Source organism: Saccharophagus degradans 2-40 (assembly GCF_000013665.1).
GTDB classification, from domain to species: domain Bacteria; phylum Pseudomonadota; class Gammaproteobacteria; order Pseudomonadales; family Cellvibrionaceae; genus Saccharophagus; species Saccharophagus degradans.
In genome coordinates this window covers 3,880,376-3,901,773 of sequence record NC_007912.1, presented here as the reverse complement: position 1 = coordinate 3,901,773, position 21,398 = coordinate 3,880,376, and the positions used below count along the sequence as shown (strand labels likewise).

At 45.7% G+C, this 21,398-nt stretch carries 15 protein-coding genes; 6 read left to right on the top strand and 9 right to left on the bottom strand.

The annotated features are described in order from the left end of the window. Positions 1–117: 117 nt before the first annotated feature. Both SDE_RS15975 and tcdA read right to left on the bottom strand, forming a co-directional pair. Positions 118–801, bottom strand: a complete 684-nt coding sequence (locus tag SDE_RS15975) for a penicillin-insensitive murein endopeptidase (RefSeq protein WP_011469523.1) — start codon at positions 799–801, stop codon at positions 118–120. A 20-nt stretch (positions 802–821) separates the two neighbouring features. Beyond that, positions 822–1,634 carry a tRNA cyclic N6-threonylcarbamoyladenosine(37) synthase TcdA gene (gene tcdA / locus SDE_RS15970; protein ID WP_011469522.1) on the bottom strand — a complete coding sequence of 271 codons (813 nt, stop codon included), beginning with the start codon at positions 1,632–1,634 and terminating at the stop codon, positions 822–824. A 172-nt stretch (positions 1,635–1,806) separates the two neighbouring features. Between tcdA and SDE_RS21505 the strand changes: the two genes are divergently transcribed. Further along, on the top strand, positions 1,807–2,319 hold the full coding sequence (locus tag SDE_RS21505) for a PH domain-containing protein (protein ID WP_011469521.1): 513 nt from the start codon (positions 1,807–1,809) through the stop codon (positions 2,317–2,319). Then, a complete protein-coding gene (locus tag SDE_RS15960) occupies positions 2,309–3,823 on the top strand; it encodes a PH domain-containing protein (protein ID WP_011469520.1) in 1,515 nt (504 codons plus the stop codon). Before SDE_RS21505 ends, SDE_RS15960 begins: the two co-directional genes overlap by 11 nt. A 41-nt stretch (positions 3,824–3,864) precedes the next feature. On the opposite strand, the gene SDE_RS15955 is transcribed toward SDE_RS15960, so the two are convergent. Then, positions 3,865–6,897 (bottom strand): chemotaxis protein CheB, encoded by a 3,033-nt coding sequence (locus SDE_RS15955; RefSeq protein ID WP_011469519.1) that lies wholly within the window; start codon positions 6,895–6,897, stop codon positions 3,865–3,867. 54 nt (positions 6,898–6,951) lie between these two features. Then, positions 6,952–9,588: a putative bifunctional diguanylate cyclase/phosphodiesterase gene (locus tag SDE_RS21500; protein WP_011469518.1), complete on the bottom strand. Its 2,637-nt coding sequence runs from the start codon at positions 9,586–9,588 to the stop codon at positions 6,952–6,954. A gap of 197 nt (positions 9,589–9,785) precedes the next feature. Between SDE_RS21500 and SDE_RS21495 the strand changes: the two genes are divergently transcribed. After that, positions 9,786–10,217 (top strand): GAF domain-containing protein, encoded by a 432-nt coding sequence (locus tag SDE_RS21495; protein WP_158303886.1) that lies wholly within the window; start codon positions 9,786–9,788, stop codon positions 10,215–10,217. A 74-nt stretch (positions 10,218–10,291) separates the two neighbouring features. Here SDE_RS21495 and SDE_RS15940 read toward each other — a convergent pair whose 3' ends face one another. Continuing rightward, a complete protein-coding gene (locus SDE_RS15940) occupies positions 10,292–11,101 on the bottom strand; it encodes a 3-keto-disaccharide hydrolase (RefSeq protein ID WP_011469516.1) in 810 nt (269 codons plus the stop codon). Between the two features lie 315 nt (positions 11,102–11,416). Between SDE_RS15940 and SDE_RS15935 the strand changes: the two genes are divergently transcribed. The 3 genes from SDE_RS15935 to nagA all read left to right on the top strand — a co-directional run bounded on the left by SDE_RS15935 (position 11,417) and on the right by nagA (position 14,852). After that, the gene (locus tag SDE_RS15935) at positions 11,417–12,445 is read left to right on the top strand and encodes a LacI family DNA-binding transcriptional regulator (RefSeq protein WP_011469515.1); all 1,029 of its coding nucleotides are present in this window, start codon (positions 11,417–11,419) and stop codon (positions 12,443–12,445) included. 170 nt (positions 12,446–12,615) lie between these two features. Further along, positions 12,616–13,668: an SIS domain-containing protein gene (locus tag SDE_RS15930; RefSeq protein WP_011469514.1), complete on the top strand. Its 1,053-nt coding sequence runs from the start codon at positions 12,616–12,618 to the stop codon at positions 13,666–13,668. Next, positions 13,668–14,852: an N-acetylglucosamine-6-phosphate deacetylase gene (gene nagA, locus SDE_RS15925; protein ID WP_011469513.1), complete on the top strand. Its 1,185-nt coding sequence runs from the start codon at positions 13,668–13,670 to the stop codon at positions 14,850–14,852. Before SDE_RS15930 ends, nagA begins: the two co-directional genes overlap by 1 nt. Before the next feature lie 158 nt (positions 14,853–15,010). On the opposite strand, the gene SDE_RS15920 is transcribed toward nagA, so the two are convergent. The 4 genes from SDE_RS15920 to nagK form a co-directional block, all read right to left on the bottom strand. Beyond that, a complete protein-coding gene (locus SDE_RS15920; protein ID WP_011469512.1) occupies positions 15,011–16,102 on the bottom strand; it encodes an acyltransferase family protein in 1,092 nt (363 codons plus the stop codon). A 170-nt stretch (positions 16,103–16,272) separates the two neighbouring features. Further along, positions 16,273–17,604: a sugar MFS transporter gene (locus SDE_RS15915; RefSeq protein WP_011469511.1), complete on the bottom strand. Its 1,332-nt coding sequence runs from the start codon at positions 17,602–17,604 to the stop codon at positions 16,273–16,275. A gap of 20 nt (positions 17,605–17,624) precedes the next feature. After that, positions 17,625–20,012 carry a beta-N-acetylhexosaminidase gene (locus tag SDE_RS15910; protein WP_011469510.1) on the bottom strand — a complete coding sequence of 796 codons (2,388 nt, stop codon included), beginning with the start codon at positions 20,010–20,012 and terminating at the stop codon, positions 17,625–17,627. A 212-nt stretch (positions 20,013–20,224) separates the two neighbouring features. Further along, positions 20,225–21,136 carry an N-acetylglucosamine kinase gene (gene nagK / locus SDE_RS15905; RefSeq protein ID WP_011469509.1) on the bottom strand — a complete coding sequence of 304 codons (912 nt, stop codon included), beginning with the start codon at positions 21,134–21,136 and terminating at the stop codon, positions 20,225–20,227. Positions 21,137–21,398: the final 262 nt, after the last annotated feature.

Here is a 21,398-nt window from a genome sequence, read left to right as displayed (position 1 = left end):
GTTTCCTTCGTTAAGGCGCTACATATTTAACGTGTGGTTTGTGTTGCTACTGTGTAGGTTCCCTAGTTAAGACTCTTAAATTAATGCAGAGTTTCCATAAGTTATATCTCTATACAGTTAAGGTTTACAAGGTATAGCAAAATCTACGTGGTAATGCTCATCGTGGCGAACCCAGGCGCGCTTAGTAGAAAAAACAATATGCTGCTTTAGGTATGCGCCGAGGGGTGTTTTAAACAGCTCGGGTTGCAGCTGCGGGTCAAAAATTACTCGGGTAAGCTTAAAGCCACGTTGTTTAGCGGCTTTATCAAGCGCAACAAGGTGTGCCGCCATGGCTGGGTAATCAATACTTAGGTTTTTATATTGGCTGTTGTTATCAAACTCAATATCGTACCCCAAGCGGTTAAATGCGTGGGTAGGCAGGTGAACCGACTCGCCTCGCGGGTTGGTAACCGGCACCATAAAATCTACCGATAACCCGTTTTGGTGAGTTTTGTGGGGTTTAAACTTACCGCCATGTTTTAAACCTGTCTCTGCATATTTATAAGCTTTATTAGGGTGGGATAACGCCAAACTGTCATAAGCGGCAAGTATTATCTTGGCAACATCGGCATGTACGTAGGTGCGCCCTAAGGCACCGGCTAGCTCGCTGTAGCTTACAAAATTGGTGCCTTTTGCCGGCAGTTTAACGCTGTGTTCGATGCGCCCCTGTGCGGTAGTACCGTAGCATTGGCTTTTATTTGCTTGAGTTAATGAGCAATTGCTACCCACAAATAAAATGATGATTAACAGCGTTAAACGCATGGCTCTGTGCCTGTGTTCTTTTATTTGGTTAGCGCGCTTGCTAAATAGCGCTCTATGGCTTTGTTGGCCGCGGCAAAACCGAAACTACCGGTAAGCATGGTGGCCGAGCCAAAGCCGCCAGCGCAATCGAGTTTAACCCCATCTTGCAGCCCCTTTTTTTCTTGGCAAACACTGCCGTCTGGTTTGGGGTATACCATTTGTTCGGTCGAATAAACGGCATCTACCCTAAACTGGCGATTACTGCTTTTAGTGAACTTGTAGTGGCGGTAGAGAATATTGCGTACCTTTGCCAACATGGGGTCGCAAATAGTTTGGCCCAAATCTGAGATGGTTATTTTTAATGGGTCGCGTTTCCCTCCCGACGAGCCAGACATAATTAAGCGAATTTTATTGCGACTACAGTAAGCCACTAGTGCCGCTTTTACTGAGGATGAGTCTACAGCGTCTATTACCACGTGGTGTTGCTTACCAATAAGGTCGGGCAAGTTTTTCTGGGTAAGAAAGTCGTGTACAGAGTGAATTTTTAGTTCTGGGTTTATATCGAGTAAGCGCTCTGCAAGAGCGGTGTTTTTACTGCGGCCAACATTACTGGCCAACGCGTGTATTTGGCGGTTGGTGTTGGTTACACAAATTTCATCCAATTCTATAAGGGTAAGCTCACCTACACCCGTGCGCGCTAGGGCTTCTGCTACCCACGTGCCAACGCCCCCTAACCCCACTACCACAAAGTGCGCGCGGTGCAGCGCTTCTAGGCCATCGCGGCCGTATAGGCGCGCTATGCCGCCAAAGCGGTAGAGGTAATTTTCGGAAAGTGGTGCAGTGGTATCTGTCATGGCGGTTGGGTCTATATCTGGCTGCTGAATGTAGCGTTAGCTACCGTTAAAAGTTGTATATGCCCACTTGGCACATTTTTAACCTTGCGCGGGCACAGGTAGTTATTCTACCTTACGGCACCAAAGGTCGCATAAGGCGATTTATAGGCATGCAGATTATAGGAGATTGACCGTGGATACGAACCTGCCCGTTACTGATTTACCGCGATTTGAAGCGCAGAAGCCGCAAAAGCTCGCAGCAAGCTATGCGGTGGCATGCGTGAGCGTACTATCGATTGCGTTGGGTTTTATATTGGGCGCCTGCTTTGTTGTTAGCCTATTCGCTACAGATTTAGATTTAACCCCTATTAAGCAGTACGGCATTTGGGGGGTACCCGTTTTCTTAGGGCTTTATGCGTTGGTATGGCTTGGGGCCAAATGTAAAGCCTATGCAGTACGCGAGCAGGATGTAAGTTTTTACTCGGGCATTGTATTTCGCAAGGTGGTTGTGCAGCCCATTACACGTTTGCAGCATATTGAGGTATCGCGCGGCGCTATTGAGCGCGCTTTTGGTTTAGCCACCTTAAAAATGTACAGCGCCGGCGGGGCACTGCACTCCGTTGCCATACCTGGGTTACCTGTGGAAGAAGCCGAGGCTCTGCGCGGACATATTTTAGACAGCCGAGGGCTTGCAAATGAGCAATGATTGGCAGCGGCTCTCACCCTGGGCAATTGTGTTTTTTGCCTTTCGAGGCTTAAAGCATATTGCCAATTTGTACCCCGCTTTTATCGGTGTGTTTATAACTGCACAGCATTTTGATTTGGGGTGGGGGGCTATTGCACTTTATACCTTTTACGCTTTTGTTGTATTGGTGTTGGGGGCGAGCCTTTATTATTTAAACTTTTTCTATATTCAACAAGACGATAAGTTTTTAATTCGCAGCGGTATTCTGCAAAAGGATAGGCTGGAGTTACCGTTTGCTCGAATTCAAAATATAACCGTAAAGGAGCCATTTTATTTTAGGCCCTTGGGGTTAGTTATTTTGAATATGGATAGTGCTGGCTCTGCACAAAAAGAGGTGGGTATTGCTGCGCTATCGTTAGCGAAAGCGGCCACTATAAAAGATACTATCGAACAATATAATGCCGGCCGCAGTAGCGAAGGCGACATGAGCGATACAACCGCCAATACGGAAACGGATAAGGTTGATCCAGCTACTAAAACATTACTTATTACTCGCAGTAACGCCGATATTATATTGCATGGTATTACTCATAATAGAGCTTGGTTATTGTTGGCTTTTATGGCTCCGTTTTTTGAGCAGATACAAACGTTACTTTTTCATGTGATAGAGGCCATCGGCTTTGACTTTGCTACTTGGATAAGTAATAAATCTGTATTTGTTATTACTATGCTTTTTATAGTGTCTGCTTTTTTTGTGTTTTTTGTAATGAGCTTGCTATCTGTGCTCGGTTCCATTTTATCGCTGTATGACTTTAAGCTATACGCCGGTAAAAATGTGTATCAACGCAATAGTGGCTTGCTGAACAAACATGAAATTCAGGTGAAAAAAAGCCGCGTACAGGCACTGCGCTACGTGCAAAATTGGATGGATAGAATAGTAGGGCGTTTGGTGCTTATTCTCGAACCATTCAATGCCAGTAGCGGCCAGCCGGCGGCTAGCATTATGCAGAAAATATTGGTGCCAAGTATTAACGATACGGAATTCGATGGGTTGGCAAAGCATGTATACCCCACATTTTCTCTGCAAAAAGATGCATTCAAGTCAATAAGTAAATATTATTTAGTTAGAAAGCTCTATATGGTGGTGCTGCCGTTATTTGCCGCTACCGCTGCAGTTGCCATTGTAAGCAAGCAATACGAGTTGCTTGTGTTTACGCCGTTGGTGTTTTTACTTATGCCCTTGTTCTACTGCCGCTGGCGTCGTTATGGCTGGATGCAGTGTGACGATTACCTTGTTGTGCGCAGTGGTTTTATCGGGGTGGAGTACTTTATTTTCCCTCGTTATAAAGTACAGCAAGCAAAGGTTTATCAATCTATTTTTTTAAAGCGTAAAAAATTGGCTAGCGTACAGTTTGTATTGGCATCGCGGGCTGCGTTTATTCCTTTTATGGGCGAGCAAGATGCACATGCCTTGGCAAACAATACTTTGTATGAAGTAGAAATGAGCGGGCGTTCTTGGATGTAGCGCCCGTACTCGCGGTTTAACTGGCTGCAAAAATTGCAGTGTTAAATTGTGGGTGTGTTTAGCGTTTGCGCGAGCAAGAACAGCTCGGTTTTTTTATGCCTAATGGCGTAGCGAATGCTGCGCTCTAGCAAGTAGGGTGTCATGTGCGCTTTGTCTATCGCGTCGTAAACCCCAAGTTCAAGCGCTTTTTCGCGGGTAGCGTTTTGCAAAGCGCCAGAAAGCACAATAAATGCAGTACTGGATTTGGGGTCTGCTAGTGTTTCTATTAGTTCCAATCCGTTTCTATTGCCCAAGTAATAATCTACTAAACATACGTCAAAGTGTGTTTTTTGCAATAGAGCTTGTGCTTCTTCTAGGGTGTGTACTGCAGTGGCTTGAAAATCGCCACTTAATTGCGCGTCGCCATTTAACTGGTGCTTAACTAGCAGGCAATCATCTGGGTCGTCATCAAGGATGAGTACTTGTACTTTAGTGCTAGATGATACCAGCGAAGTATTGATCGTACCTCGCAGCTCGTTGTAGCTGTCTACTAGGCGAGCTTTTAAATTTACTTTTTCGGTGTTGTCGGTAAGCGTAATTACACAACCATTATTTACATTGAATTCATCAATGTAAGCAGTGAGTGTAATACTCATAATATTACCGTGTACTGTTTGAATGTTTTTCTCTATTCGCAGGCCATCCTCAATAACCTTGGCTACATCTTTTAATAGGCCATTGTAGTGTAGTTTGTGTGAAATATGATGGAACGGCCTGCCAATATCGGAGGGTAATAAGTTCACCGCTTGCGTGGCAGCTGGGGTGTAGTTGCGAATAAGCATGGCGTTATCTAAGAAAATAATGCCTATATCTGTCGATTTAATAATGTTGTCTAAATCGGTATTTATGCGCGTTATTTCTTCAATTTTCTCTTGGTATTCGCTGTTAACGGTGTACAGCTCTTCGTTTACCGACTGCAACTCTTCGTTAGTGCTTTGCAGTTCTTCGTTGGCTGCCATTAATTCTTCGTTGGAAGATTGCAGCTCTTCATTGGTGGTTTCGAGCTCTTCAATAATAACTTGCAGGTGCTCTTGCTTTTGGTGCAGCTGAAGTTCTAGGTCGCGAATACGTTGTTGTACTTGATCTTTGGCGTCAAAGGTTAGCGACGTGTCTGTTGATGTAATAACTCTTTGGGATGGTTCAAAAATAACAATAAAGTAAAGCTGGATAGCCGCGCTACTTTGTTTGACGCAGCGTACCCGTAAATTGATATTTTCTGTTTGACCGTTATCTGTTGTTACTTGAATGTTATCGTATTTGACGCTGTCTTCTTCTGTGCGCGCACGATGCAGGGCCGTTGATACCGCAATTTCTAGGTCGGGGCTTATTACATCTTCAATGCTCGATCTAAATTTCCCTGGTTGTAGTTTCCGGGTGTAGGCCGTCACATCACCATATACATGTAAAATTTCTAGGTCGCCATCCAGTACTATCGCCGGTGGTGCGTAATCTTGAATAAGAGACTCAGTAATTGAAGGAAAGCTAGATGCAGGTTGATTGCGTTGGTAGCTTCGGTATAGCTGCTCTACGCTGGGCATCGCAGGGTTTTTTGCGTTTACTGAGCCAATATTGGACATAGTATTATGCACGCTACGAACATTGGATATTTTGCGATAAAAGCGGTTGCGCTCGTGGGTAGTTTCAAAATGCGAGGCCAAATCGCCTAGTGTTTCTGAGTTGCCTAAAAATAGGTAGCCGTTTTTCTTTAATGAAAAATGCAGCATAGACAAAACACGTCTTTGGGCTGGTGGCTGAAAATAAATAAGCACGTTGCGACAAATAGCGAGTTGCGTATTAGAGAAGGGTGGGTCTTTCATTAAATTGTGCGTAGCGAATACCACCATTTGCCGAATATTGGATGCAATAGTGGCGTGGCTAGATGTATGAGTGAAATACTTTTTAAAGCGAGTTTCACTCATATCGGTAAGAATGTTGGTACTGAACTCCCCTGCACTAGCTTCCGCAATGGCATCTGGGTCTACATCTGTTGCAAATATTTTTATCGATCTTGCTTCCGCGCGTTCGTTCATTGCCTCGTCAAAGAGTATCGCAATGGAATAGGCTTCTTCGCCTGTTGAACAGCCTGCAACCCAAACTCTAATTGGCTCTGTTACTGGGGTGTCATCCAATATAGATGGAATGATTTTGGTTTCCAGCATTTTGAATGGTTCGTCATCGCGGAAAAACCGTGTTACGCCAATAAGCATATCCTTCGATAGGATGGCCATTTCCGGTGGGTGCTTTAAAATAAAGTTGTAATACTCTTGTAGGCTGCTTAACCCGTTTATACCTATACGTCTTTCTATACGCCGCTCTACGGTAGCCGGTTTATATTGGGTAAAGTCGATATTGCTTTTTTCGCGCAATAATTGATAAATCTCTTTAAGCGCGCCTGTATCGCTTTTAACTGCACTAGTAAGTGCTTTTTCGCTGCCACTCACAATTGGATGGGTTATATAGTTTACTATTTTAGCAGGCAGCTCTGATGCTGACGCAACCACATCGACCACGCCAGTTTTCACTGCATTGAAAGGCATACCGTCGAATTTGGCCGACGCTGGGTCTTGCACCAAAACGAGGCCGCCTACCTCTTTAATGGCGAGCAGCCCTCTGCTGCCATCGCTCCCTGTACCAGAAAGGATTACACCCATAGAGTGGTGGTGTTGATCTTCTGCTATGGAGCGGAAAAATATATCGATAGGAAAGTGTATGCCGGTATCTGGCATTTGGTCGGCGAGTAAAAGCTTGCCCTCCGCGATCATCATGTTTTTGCGCGCGGGAATAAGGTAGATAGTGTTAGCTTCTACAACAGCGCCATCTTCCGCGTTGTATATTGGCATGCTGGTGTGACGGCTTAACAGCTCTGCCATTACCGATTTGAAGTCGGGTGAAAGATGCTGAATGATTATAAAAGCAGCACCGCTGTCGCTAGGTAGCTCCTGGACAAACTCGTGTAGGGCTTCTAACCCGCCTGCAGATGCGCCTATAGCTACATAATAATTGGGCACAAGTTTGCTGTCACTTTGGTTTGCCATGTTTTAACCTAGTTGAAAGTTTGCGGAGCATACAAAGCTGTACATGTTAGCTTTTTATTTTGATGAGTTATCTGCTTGAGAGGGGGCTAATTGTAGGCCGTTAAGCAGTAAATTTTCAATCTCTTCTGCAGGTTGTGGCTTATTTAGGTAGAACCCTTGGTATTCGTCGCAGTTTAGCGATGCTAAATAATCGAGTGTGGCTTTATCTTCTACGCCCTCTGCAACAACTGTAAGCTTTAACGATTTGGCGAGCACTATTACGGCTTTGACTATTGCTTTGTCGCCTGAATCTTTTAATAGATTTTGTACAAATGATCGATCAATTTTAATTTGATCTATAGGGTAGCGCTTAAGATGGGTTAGCGATGAAAAGCCGGTGCCGAAGTCGTCGAGGGAAATTGCCACTCCTATTCTTTTTAGCCCGTTCAGGGCATCGGTAGTTTGCTCTGAGTGCTCGAGAAGGGCTGTTTCAGTTATTTCTATGATCACGCTAGTTGGGTCAATTTTTGAATCTTGTATCGAGTTTGCCAAGCCTCGAATAAAGTAGGGGTCGCGCAATAAGCGAGGAGATACATTCACTGCTATTTTGGCATCCTTCTCTATTAGCCCTTTCGCCTTCCATTTGGCGTGTTGCATAAAGCTTGTATGGGTTAGCCAGCGACTTACCGGTACGATCAAACCGCTTTCATCTAAAATAGGAATAAACTGATCGGGTTGTAATTGGCCGCGGCGTGGGTGCTCCCAGCGTAATACGGCTTCGAACCCTGTTACTTTATGGGTGGAAAGGCTGGATTTAAATTGGTAGAAAACTTGGAACTCCGTGCGTTGTAACGCGTGGTGCAGGCTGTTGCCTAAGTAGAGTCGTTCCTGCGATGCGCGTTCAAGGTCTGGGGAGTAGTATTGGTAGTTATTACGGCCTTCGTGTTTTGCACGGTAAAGCGCCATATCGGCTTGTTTCATTAGCGATTTAGAGTCGTTTTTGTCGCCTTTGGTAGCGAAAGTTATGCCAATACTTGTACTAATAAAGACTTCTTGACGGTTAATACTGCACGGCGGCTCGAGTGAGTTTAAAATCTTTTCGCTTACCTCGGCGGCTATTTGGGCGTCTTTTAACCCTTCGAGTAAAATCATAAATTCGTCCCCGCCGACGCGGGCAACAGTATCTTCCTCTCTCACGCATTTGGTAAGACGTTTGGCCACCTCTATAAGTAGTTCGTCGCCGCTATCATGCCCCAAAGTATCGTTTACGTTTTTAAACCCGTCTAAATCCAAGCACAATAGGGCGAGGGAGCCGTGGCGATGGGTTCGCGAAAGCCCGTGTTCAAGCCGGTGCTGAAACATTGCTCGGTTGGCCAAGCCTGTGAGCGGGTCGTGCTCGGCGAGTTCGCGCAGTTTATCTTCTGCTTCGTGGCGGAAAGTACTGTCCAATATTGTGGCTATAAACCCAGTAATATCGCCATTTGTCGAAATTTGAGGACGTGCGTGTAGCTCTACCCATGTTTGTTCACTATTAGGCTTTAAAAACAAGCACTCGCGTTTGAACTCCTTACCTTCGCTAATTGCAGTGCGCAAGGGTTCGATTACATTGTGAAAGTGGTCGGGGTGAATGGCAGAAAGCCAGCCAAGCTCTAGAATATCGCTCATCGACCTGCCTGCTATTTCGCACCAACGGTCGTTGGCGTAGATTCCAGACCAGTCGCTATTCGCTTGCAGAATACCTACTGGGGCCAAGTCCGCCAAAATACGAAAACGCTCTACCTCATCCTCGTGCTGAGCGCGCGCAATTTCTATTTCGGTGGTGTCGCGCATAATAAGAATATGATGGCGCTTGCCCTTTAGCACATATTGCAGTTTGTTTACGTCGAAATTTATAGCCACGCCCTTATAGCTACGGCCAATCATGGGGCTGCTAGTATGCTGTGGTGGAGCGAGGGGGTTATAGGCAAAAGTTTGTGTATGGTGTTCGTTGGTAAATCTTTCTGGTAGCAATGTAGAAATATGAGACCCGATAATTTGGTTTTGGTTGTAGCCAAATATCGCCTCGGCGCGCGGGTTCATGCGGACTATTTTTAGTTGGTGGTCTACTGTAACTACGCTAAGGGGGCAAACGCCTTCGAATAAGTAATATAGCTCGTTTGGAGTACTGCTATCTTGTGGGGGGGATTGATCGGTACTGTTTTTACGCTGATCAATAATACGCGCAATGCAAATACAATTGGTTATAAGCGGCCATAAACGCATGGAAAGAGATGTGTGATAGGCCGTTTGGGCATTGGCGAGAAATAACACCCCGTGTATAGAGTGAGCATCCGAAATGGGGATGGCCATCATTTGCTTAAATCGTTCTACCCCTTCGAAAAACCCCTGTAGCTTAGTCAAGTCTTGCTGACTAATTAATTGTGCCCCATTGCAAAAATTTAATTTTACTTGGGGTGTGAGCGGTAGGAAAAGGGGTTCACTTACGCTTGTGGCTTCTACTTCGTTGTGGCAAAGGTGGGAAACCTTGAGTTCTAAAGAACCGTCGATTATTTCTCTTTTGGCTATAAAGCCGAAGGGTGAGTGAGTGAGCTCACAGGCCGTTTTTAATGTGTCCTGGTAAGCTGTAGACGCATCTTTAGCGACGGATAACATCTGTCGCAAGCTTGACACTGCGTCACGCAATTCAACATCTTGGCGTCTATCCAGTAGCATTTGTCCATTTCTAGTATTGTAAAGCGCACGGCTATATGTAGTGAGCTTTGGTAAGAGAAGCTTGCTTTTATCTGTTTAAAATAAACTATACCTATCAATATAGTACGAATTTGAGCTTTGGTAATGTTTTTTGGCTAGACTTGAGTGTTGAGCTTTTAGATTATTGTAATGTAATTAGGTTAACCGGCAAGAGGCAGTTGGAGTTAATATGCCGGGTTGCAGCAAAGCTCATTCCCAATGCAAATTTAATTAGCCTATGGCGGTTTGGTGAGCATAAACAAAAAGTAATAAGCCTTATTAATTACGATGTAGAGGCGCAGGAATTTACGGAAGGGCTAGAGCTTAACCGCCGTGACTTTCCTGTTTATTTTGATGCAATTGTTGAGCGCGAGCTTTTAGTGGCTAGCCGAGCGCGAGCACACCCTGTTACCAGCTGTTTTAATGAAAGCTATTTTGAGCCGCTAGATATACACTCGTTGCTCGATTTTATTTTACATAAAGAGTTTGCTCCCGTGGGTGTTATTTGCTGCGAAAGTAAAGGTGCGGCAGTTAATTGGTCCGACGACGATATTGAAAACATTCGCATGCTTGCTACGCAAATTTCTTATTGTTTTGAGTTGCCCTGTTAGCTGCGCTGTTAACTATTAAAAGTTAACCGCGCAGTTCAAACAGAAAATAGAAAATAGAAAGTAGGAAGTAGGAGCTAAGGCAGTTTTTTAATTTTTATATTTTTGTAGAATACTTCTGCACCTTCCGATTGAATTTGCAATTTACCTTTCTGTAACGGTGTTATCTGGTCGCCGTTTTTTTGTCGAGAATTAAAGGCCCTAAATACTTCCTTGCCGTTCACCTTGTGAATGAGTGTTGTGCCGTCTGCTATTACTTCCATGGTGTTCCACTCGCCGAATGGCTTCTCGTAATTGCCTAATTTAAGTACGCGGCTGCTAATATTCTTTTGTAGTGGAAGTGACGGGTCGTACCTATAGAAATGCCAATCGCCCTGGTTGGCGTGGCCTGCGTGCACATCAATAAGTGCACCATCTAAGCTGTGGTAATCGCCACAGTCACCTTCTTGAATTTGAAATTCGTGGCTGCGCATCCAGTGGCTGCTTTGTGCACCATGTGGGCCAACGGCATAGTATAAGAGGCCACTATCGCGCACTACATCTAAACGAGGCGGCCATTTTTTATCACCCCACTTAATATCAAACATTAAATGAAAGCGTTCAAACTCAGCGTGTGATGTTAGCCCACCCCACTCTTCACCGGATACCCTAAGCAGGCCATCAACTACCGAAAAAACACCTTTGGGGTCGTTGTTTATGCCGCGCGGTGTATGTTTAGAAACCAATAAGTACTCGTTGGTTTCTGGCTGAAAACTCACGTAAGGTTCCCAGCCATCTAGATTCTTACCGTTAAATAAAGATTGCCACCCCTGTTGCTCGGCGGCGTTTGCATTAAACGGGCTTATAATGAGTGCAAGTACTAAGTAAATGATTGGGGTTATCTTCATAATTGTCGGCTCATGGGTAATTGGGGTAGCAGTTTTGGCTGTTTATACTCGTTGTGTGCAACGCTAAATTGGCTTGAAAATGGGTGCTAGATTAACAGGTAGAGCGCCTACAAAAGGTAAAGGCCTCTGCTGGGGCAAGCTTACCTAAGGCCGTATTACTTTAAACTTTAAATGCGACGAAGCGGTTTTATTGCGTGTTTTTGCCCATAGTTAGCTATTGCGTAAAGGGCGTTACTTGTTGTTGCAGTTTTTGGCCTAAGCTTAAAATACGGGTATACTCGCGGCAATTACCAACTAATTAGGCACTTCTTGTAGATGAAACCAACAATTAAAGATGTAGCTAAGCTCGCAGGGGTATCGTTTAAAACTGTTTCGCGCGTAGTAAACAAAGAGAGTACCGTTGGTGAAGCCCTGCAAGAAAAAGTATGGAAAGCGATTAACGAGCTTGGTTATAAGCCTAATTTGTCTGCCCGTGGTTTGCGTGGCGCTGCATCGTCCATAGGTTTTATTTACGATAACCCCAACAGCAACTACGTAATCGATATGCAGCGCGGTATTCTTAACGAATGCCATAAGCGCGGCTATGAGCTAGTTATTCACCCGTGTAATGCATCTGGCGAGCACATTATTGATGAAGTGATCGAAATGATCGATCGCAGCCGGGTAGGGGGCCTAGTGCTCACACCGCCTATTTCCGAAAACCCCGAAATACTCGCAGCTATTGCTAATAAAAAAGTCGAATTCGTACGTATTTTATCTGGCAGCGCCGCACCAGATACATTGTCGCCTTGTGTTTACATCGATGACCGCACAGCGGCTTACACAATTACGCAGCACTTAATCGATTTAAACCACAAAGATATCGCCTTTTTGGGCGGTGATGAAGAGCATAAATCCAGTGGCGAACGTTTGGAAGGCTACCGCTCTGCCTTAGCAGATAACGGCATCACCCCCCACGAAAACCATATATTACCCGGTAAATACTCGTTTGAATCTGGAGTGGAGCGCACCCGTGCGTTACTCGAGCTAGATGGCCCACGCCCAACCGCGGTGTTTGCCTGTAACGATGAAATTGCAGCGGGTACCTTGTTTGCTGCCCGTATTGCGGGTGTAGATGTACCAAATCAGCTCTCCATAGTGGGGTTCGAAGATAGCCCCTTTTCGCGCCAAGCCTGGCCAAACCTTACTACGGCCCAGCAACCCACTAGCACCATTGCGCAGCGTGCCACTGCACTACTAATTGACACCTTAAAGAGCCGCGCTGAAGGCTCGCAAGTTGTTGAAAGTGAAGGGTTTTTACCTAAACTTATTGTGCGCGACTCCTCCCAAACTGCCCCAGTATAAATATTTTTGCTTTACAACGGTGCTTTTTCGAACAATAATGACAACGTTGTCTCGAGGTGTGCCTCGATTGATCGTTACTCCGGTTGTGTTGCAAAAGCCAGCAATTAAGCCTTGGTGTTAAGCACAAGCCGAACTAGCAAAATACTACCCATAGGGGTGAGGAAAGAATCATGGCTATTGTTGTACCCGCCACTGTCGCACAAACACTTATGTACCGCGAAGCCGAGCAGGCTTCTAGTGTGGTAGCAAATCAAATACAGAATAACGCGGCGTTGGTTGCCGAAGCGGCAAAGAAAATATTAGCTTTCGCCCCGCGCGCGGTGGCGACAATGGCTCGTGGTAGCTCTGACCATGCAGCCACCTATGCGAAATATTTAATAGAAACTCGCTTGGGCCTGCTAACCACCTCGGCAGCACCTTCGATTGCATCGGTATACCAAACGCGCCCTAAACTAGACGGTGTTTTGTATATTGCGTTTTCTCAATCAGGCAAAAGCCCAGATTTACTCGCCAACGTCGAGCAGGCTAAGACATCTGGCGCGCTTACATTGGCCATGGTGAACGTAGAAGACTCCCCACTAGCCCAAATGGCCGATATAGTACTGCCTTTAGGCGCAGGCCTAGAAAAAAGCGTTGCGGCTACAAAGTCGTATATTGCAACCTTGGCTTCTATTTTACATTTAGTAACCGAGTTAAGTGGCGACCAAAAATTACAGCAGGGTTTAGGGGTATTGCCCCAAAGCCTAGCACAAGCATGGGATTTAGACTGGAGCGCAAAAGGCGTAGAAACCTTGCAGCATGCCAATAATATGTTTGTTATTGGACGTGGCCTTGGCTTTGGTGTTGCGCAAGAAGCGGCACTTAAATTTAAAGAAACCTGCGGTTTACATGCCGAAGGGTATAGTGCTGCAGAGGTGAAGCATGGCCCTATGGCGATTGTGAATAAAGACTTCCCTGTATTGGTGTTTGGCCAAAGGGACGAAACCCGTTTAGGTACAGATGCACTTGTTAGCGATTTTCGCGCGCGCGGTGCCAAAGTGCTTTACGCCGCAGAGGGCGAACAGGGCGACTATATTTTGCCAGTAGTGCAAAATGCCAACCCTGCCATAGCCCCTATATTGGGTGTGCAAAGTTTTTATCGCATGGCGAATGCGGTGTCACTTGCTCGCGGCTACAACCCAGATGAACCCCCACACCTAAACAAGGTTACGGAGACTTTATAATGATCACCGCGCTTATCAATGCAAATTTACTGCACGCCTACAGAGATAGCGGCACCTATGCGGGCGCCGATGTTGACGGCCAAGTTTGTGCCGATGAAGCGTACGCAGTAATTGTTGCCGGTGATTATATTCGCGAATTGGTACCTGTAAACCAGCTGCCCAACGATGTTGACCGCACCATAGATTTGGGGGGCAATTACCTTGCCCCCGGTTTTTTTGATACCCAAGTCAATGGTGGTGGCGGTGTGTTATTTAATGATGCCCCCACAGTAGAAACTTTAATTGCTATGAGCGAAGCGCATAAACAATTTGGCACCAGTGCAATGCTGCCAACCCTTATTAGCGACGATTTAGATGTAATGCGCGCCGCTATTGCCGCAGTTAACGACGCCATAGAGCAAGGCGTGCCAGGTATTGTAGGTATCCACCTAGAAGGGCCTTTTTTAAACCCTGCTCGCAAAGGGGTACACAATGCCAATAAATTTAAAGTGATTGATGACGAAGCATTCGATATTTTAACGTCGCTTAAAAAAGGTAAAACCCTCGTAACTCTCGCGCCAGAGCAAACCGATACACCAACGATAAAACGTTTGGTAGATGCTGGTGTAGTGGTTGCGGCTGGTCACACTGCGGCGACTTACGAGCAAACTTGCCAAGCGTTAGACGCAGGGCTAACAAGCTTTACCCATTTATTTAATGCCATGACGCCAATGTCGAGCCGAGAGCCGGGGGTTGTGGGTGCCGCGTTACAAAGCGCAATAAGTTGGTGTGGCATTATTGTCGATGGCTTTCATGTGCACCCTGCAACCTTGGGTGTAGCCATTGCTGCTAAGCCAAAGGGAAAAGTTATTTTGGTAACTGATGCTATGCCTACGGTTGGCGCCGCAGAAAAAGTATTTACTTTAAACGGCGAAGTTATTCGCGCAGAAAATGGCCGCTGCGCCACCGCCGACGATACATTGGCAGGCTCAGATTTAGATATGTTGGCCGCGGTTAAAAATACCGTGCATATGATAGGTATTCCTTTAGAAGAAGCCGTGAAAATGGCAAGCCAATACCCCGCCGATATGATGGGGTTAGGCGAATGCATGGGCCGAATAGCCCCAGGCTACCGCGCTGAATTTACAGCTTTTGATGAAGATTTTAATTTGGTCTCAATCGATTCTTTAGTTACTAGAAATTAGCTGCTAGCTACTAGCGATTGTTATTTTGTCAGTCACTCTGATAGGTGATTAGCCCGCTTTCCGCAAGGTGGCGGGCATTTTTTTGCCTGTATATTTACAGTCGTTAATAACTAAAGGCTAAACTCTAAAAGCGAGCGTCTTAATACGAATCAGCAAAACTAAACACTTATTACAATACGCTTTTTATGTAATGCGTATGCCACTCCCCAAAACAACGCGACATGCCCCAGAGCAAATAGCAAGCTTGCCAAATAAGGTTCGGCAATTGAGTTCAGTTGATTATTCAGCCAAGCATAAATATTTACGCCGTCTATATGAAACAGAAAATAGCACTGCACCCAAAGTGAAGATAATACATAAATAAACAATGGGTTTTGGCCATAAATTGCGAAGGCGCGATAAATAGCTGCAGTTGCGCGGTAAGGTTCTAATCTAACTAATAATAAAAGCACTAGCACACCCACGCCGCTAGTTAGCAGCACAAAGCTGCTTGTCCAAAGCGATTTATTTATGGGCATCCAGCGGTGCCAAATTAATGCAATAGTAATACTGCACATGGCGTACAGCGCCAATTTAAATTGGCGGCTGGTGGCATTATTTGGCTCGCCAGCTGGTTGGCTTACCAATAAACGTGTAGCTTCAAAGCCCGCCAATATATTTACGGCGGCAGGTAAGGTGCTAAGTAAGCCCTCTGGGTCAAAGGCTAAGCCTTTACCTTGCCATAAGTGTTCTGCGCCTAAAATGGTAATATCTATGTGCCTTACAATATTGTCTGCTAAATGGTAACTGCTATCGGTGAGTATAAATACAAGCCAGTAGGCTACTAATATGCCTAGCGCCGCCATTAGCCGTTGCGTGGTGGGTAGCCATACAATAAACGCCGCTATGCCATAGGCTAGCGCTATGCGTTGCAATACGCCTAGTATGCGTAACTCACTAAGCGCCGTAGTAAAAGGGAATGCATGCAGCAATAAGCCAATAGTAAATAGCAGCGCTGTACGCTTAATTATTTTTTTAGCTTTAATTGCTGGGGCTAGCTGCCCGCTAGAACGGCTAGTAAAAAATAACGCCGAACCAATAATAAAAAGGAAAAACGGAAACACAAAATCGGTAATGGTGACACCATGCCAATCTGCATGTAGCAGGGGGGCGTAAACAAAGCCCCAGTCGCCGGGGGTGTTCACAAGTATCATCATGGCGAGCGTTGCCCCGCGCATAACGTCGAGGGCCAAATAGCGTTGTGTGGCCATAATAATCACCTTTTATAAGTGGGTGGCTCAATTATTGTTTGTGCTGCTACGTTATAGCACGAAGTGGGCAGTGGTGCTGTTACATAAGTGACTGAGCGTTAACTAAAAAAGGCATACCCACCAGAGTATGCCTTTTCAAACGCTAATTAATAAATACTAGTGACTAGATTTCATTTCCAGCTACGCATTTTGTGGCCTTTGAGTGCGTAAAAAAGAATAAACACATAGCAGGGAATCATTACCCAGTATGCAGATTGGCCGTTACCGCCTTCGGCGAAATGCCCGTAAGCTAATGGAATAATAGCCCCACCTGCAATACCCATAATTAATAGTGCAGAGCCAACAGCTGTAAATTTACCTAGGTCTTGTAAGGCTAGCGGCCATATGGCGGGCCAAACCAGTGCATTCGCTAAACCTAATAACGCTAGAAAAGTAATGGTATCTGGTACTACAGGAATACCTGCCCAGCCGAATAAAATACTAGAAATGAGTGTGCTTTCTTGCGATGAAAGCATTACGCCAGCAACAAATAACATACCGAATACAGCGGAACCTAATAGCGCTTTCTCTTGGCTTAGATATTTAGGTATACACACAACACCAAGTACGTAACCAATAACCATAAAGGCCATAGTGTAAGAGGTGAGCGAGCCAAAATGTTTTACGCCAATTGTTTGGCCATATAAACCAATGGTGTCTCCGGCGATTACTTCTACGCCTACATATGTAAACAACGCAATTGCACCGAGTACAACTTGAGGGTATTTAAGAATATCCGACTCTTTTTCTACTGCGGGCGAATCGTTGTCTTCAAATTCTAGCTCTTGCAGTGGAGAAAATTTAACAAAAGCGCCTAAGCCTAGTAGCACCACAGCCATATAGATATAGGGCGTTACCAAACGAGAAGAGAGCTCTGCTAGGCGGGCTGCACGTTCTTCTGCAGTGAGTGCCGCAAGCACTTCTGGCTCGAATTGATCCATACCGGTAAGTATAAGGGTGGTAAATACCACTGGCACAACTATGCCAGCACCTTTGTTAATTAAGCCCATTACACTAATACGGGTAGCAGCACTTTCGCGCGGGCCAATACATACAATGTATGGGTTGGCAGCGGTTTGCAGTAGCGTTAAACCCGCACCGAGTAAAAATAGCGCAACTAAAAATACCATGTAGTTTTGTAATTGTGCCGCAGGTATAAAAATAAGTGCGCCTACCGCCATTACGCCAAGGCCAACAACCATACCGTTTTTATAGCCTGTACGCTTTAGCACAAGTGCAGAAGGCACAGCCATAAAGGTATAGGCAATATAAAAGGCAAAGGTAACGAATAGAGCCTGAAACTCTGTTAGCTCACACACTATTTTTAAAAAAGGAATGAGCGAGCCGTTAAGCCACGTAACAAAGCCGAAAACAAAAAAAAGTGTACCAATTATTATCATTGGTATCAGCGTGCTAGGTGCACGTGCAGCGGGGGCTGCGCTTTGAGTTAGTTCGTTGTTCATAATTATTACCTGTTAGGCGTTTATTTAACGATTATTTCATCTAAGTATAGGGGAACGCTTTTTAGCTTACCGCTTTCGGTACTTAGTACGCGGGTTTTATTTTCCGCCTCTATCCGTAGGTGGCGAGTGGTTGTTGGTGCAAAGGTGTAACTTACGCGATTTTTTGCGGTGGCAAGGTGTTGTGGGTCGGCTTCACCCAAGCTTTGCCATGTTTCGCCATCGCTTGAGCTTAAAATATGCAAACGAGTGGGTGGGTACATTTGGCGATGCTTGCCAGGGTTAAAGCCAATGCTTACTTCGCTAACGGTTTGTGCCTTAGCGAAGGTTATATGTGCAACAACCTCGTCGCCAAAAAATGTGGCCCAGTCGTCGAGTTGAAATATTTGGTCTATCGAAGTAATGCCATCACTTAAGGTTTTTACTGGGTCTTTATTCCACTCTGTATTCGCTTCGCTTAACAGTGTTAGCTTGGCGCCAACGGCTTTGTGTTTTACGGTGCGCAGTTGCGATTCCAGGTAGAAGTTACCACTTATTTTATCTTGGCTACGCGCCCTCACAAACGTATCGCCTTCTACTAAAAATGGTTCGCTATAAATAGGCGATTGCGCATTCGGCAAGGTGCCGTCGGTTGTGTAGCGAATAATTACATGAGCCGTATCGGAGGCAAGGTTTACGCGGTATTTGGCATCTTCACCGCTGCCTTCCGTTTTTGCGGTAGCGGTAATTGCATAAACAGATCGCGCTGCGTTTAAGCCCATTTCGTCAAAGCGGGCAAATAGGCTGGGTAGCCTTTCGCTAAAGCTTTGCCACGATTGCTTGTTGACTGGTGTCCAGGTTATTTCTGCTACCGCACTTAATCTTGGCAGTATCATATACTCCGCTTTTGCTGTGGTAGGCACGTACTCTGTCCACAGTTGCCCTTGGGCGCCGAGTATGTGCTTGGCTTTTTCTGTGCCAGCAAATTGTTCGGGCATGGGGTTGTAAGAGTATGTTTCTGATAACGGTGTAATACCGTGAATGGCAAGTGGTTCATCCACCGAGCGAGACTGAAAGTGATCGAAGTACACATAGTTTCCCGGCGACATAATCGCATCGTGGCCCAGCTCGGCGGCAGCAATACCACCTTCAACACCTTGCCAAGACATAATAGTCGCATTGGGAGCAATACCCCCGTCGAGTATTTCGTTCCAGCCCAACATTTTTTTATCTAAGCTACTTACTATCTCGCCTACGCGGCAAATAAAGTAGCTCTGTACTTCGTGGTAGTCTTTTAAACCTTCACGCTGCATTAATTCGGTAACAAAGGGTGACTGTTGCCACTGAACTTTTTTTACTTCGTCGCCACCTACATGTAGGTATTCGCCAGGGAATAACTCGGCAACTTCGGTAAACACTGCGCGCAAAAATTCAAAGGTTGGCTCGGTTGGGCAAAGCACTTGCTCGAAAATGCCAAAGTTGCTTTGCACCTGTGAAACTTGCTCGATACAACCAAACTCTGGGTAAGCGTGTAAAATAGCTGCTGCGTGGCCGGGGACATCTATTTCTGGAATTACCATAATTTGGCGTTCTGCAGCGTAAGCAACTATGTCTCGTATTTGTTCTTTGCTATAAAAACCGCCTATTCTATTAGTGTTGTAAGCTACGTCGCGGTCGTAGGTATGGCCTATAACCGTTTTGTCTCGCCAAGCCGATTTTTCTGTGAGTAGGGGGTAGGCGTCGATCGGAATACGCCAGCCTTGGTCATCGGTTAAATGCCAATGGAAACGATTCATTTTGTGGAACGCTAATATATCTATATAGCGTTTAATAAAATTCACATCGAAAAAGTGGCGGCTTACATCTAAGTGCATACCGCGATAGGGGTATAAGGGCTCGTCGACAATAGCAACCGCAGGTACAACCCAATTTACAGAATTAATAGGGGAGGGTGATTCTATTTGCGGCGGCAATAACTGGCGCAAACTGGTTAAGCCGTAAAAAATACCCGCGCGAGTGCTAGCGCGTACTGTTATTGCATTATCTGTAACCGTTAATTCATAGGCTTCTGCATTGCTTGATGAGAATTCTGAAGCCGGCACCAACTCAAGACTTACGCTATTTGCTTCATCGCTATTACCTGTAGCGCTTTGAACCTGTAAATTAATACCACTAGCAACATTAAAAAAATCCGCCCAAAGCTGCGCAACATCTCTTAGCTTTTCGCTGTTAACTGTAAGCTGTGTGCTATTACCAAAAACAAACTGCCCTGTTTTTATTTCTGCCGAAACCGGTGCGGGAACAATAGAGATAGCAGGCGGTGCAATAGGGGAGAGTTGCGCGTTTGTACTGGTTGCGTGCTCTTGCTGGCAAGCACTTAGCAGTAATAGCGATGCTAAACTTATACTATGTGGTAATAATCTTAGTTTCATGGTGTGTCTCTAATTGGCGCTGCGGTGCTCTCTACATTGCTATATCGCTATAGTACGTTTAGCGCTGTTTATTAGGTTTTAGCTTGAAGTATTCGCTTAAATATTCAGCTTGTTCAATTTGGCTTTGGTGCTAAAACCTATTTTTAGAGAGACTGCGAAAATAGTTAAAGAATGTGTTGCGCCATAAGGCGTAACACATTGGGCTAAATATATTAGCTGGCTATTTCTTGCGGTTTAGCCGCGTGCTTGGTTTTGGCAAAACGTACAGCGCCAAATTCCGGCTGGCTAAGTGGGGCAGACATGCGTGCGGCAATGTCTGCATCCATCCAATCGAGCATACGTTGTGCAACGCCGCCAATTAATGACATGCGCGGTGGCTTGGTGGCCCAGAGTTTATTGGCCACGCGACTTAAATAATCGGCGCCGTCTTTTACAATATTGAGGGCGACGCTATCACCTTGTTCGGCAGCGTGAAAAACAAGTGGAGCTAATTTTGCGTAATCGCTCGATTTAGCACCAGATAAGCGATCTACAATCATTAGTCCACGCGCTTGTAATTGCTCCTCTACTAAGTCACTTAGCATAGTGCTTGGGCCGAGCTCATCTTCTGCAATAAGCACAGCCTGAATAGCCGATAACCCAAGCCAAGCGCCGCTGCCTTTGTCGCCGCAAGGAAAGCCGTGCGCGCCTAACGTAACGGCTTGGCCGTTTACATAAGAGAAACCGCAGCTGCCTGTGCCGGCAACCATTACTGCGCCGTCGTCGCTCTCGTGTGCGCCAATGCAGGCTATGTGTAAATCGGTAGTGAGGTACTGCGCTTTAAAAGGGTGATCCCACTGGTTAACTATTTGAAACAAGCTAGGTAAATGCACACCGGCTAAACCCAGGCCCGCAACAATATTCGCTTTATGCTTAGGCGTTAAACCCGCATTGCGCAAAGCAATGTCTGTTGCGTTCATTATGGATTCGTAAGTGCGCTCTACACCGTGATAGGGGTTTGCTGGGCCGCCTTCGCCAACACCAAGTACAGTATTGTTTGAATCGACAAGTACCGCACGGCATTTGGTGCCGCCGCCGTCTACGCCGAGAAATAGTGGTGAGTGTGTGGGTGGCAAATTGGCCATGGAGAACCTCTTCCTATGTACATCTGCGACAAATGCCGCGCAAGCAATGGGTTTATTTGTTTTTATGCAACGCTGGGCGCGACTATAGCGGCCTGCGCTGCAATTGTGAATTTTTGGTTGCACCCGCAAGGTCATATTGGGTGCCCAGAGCCGCCGCATCCATGCGTTTGCAAAGCCCAAGGAATAAAAAGGTGGCTAATGCAGAGCATTAACCACAACCAAATGCTAAATCAGAGGGGAACCTAATTAACCCTGCACTCAA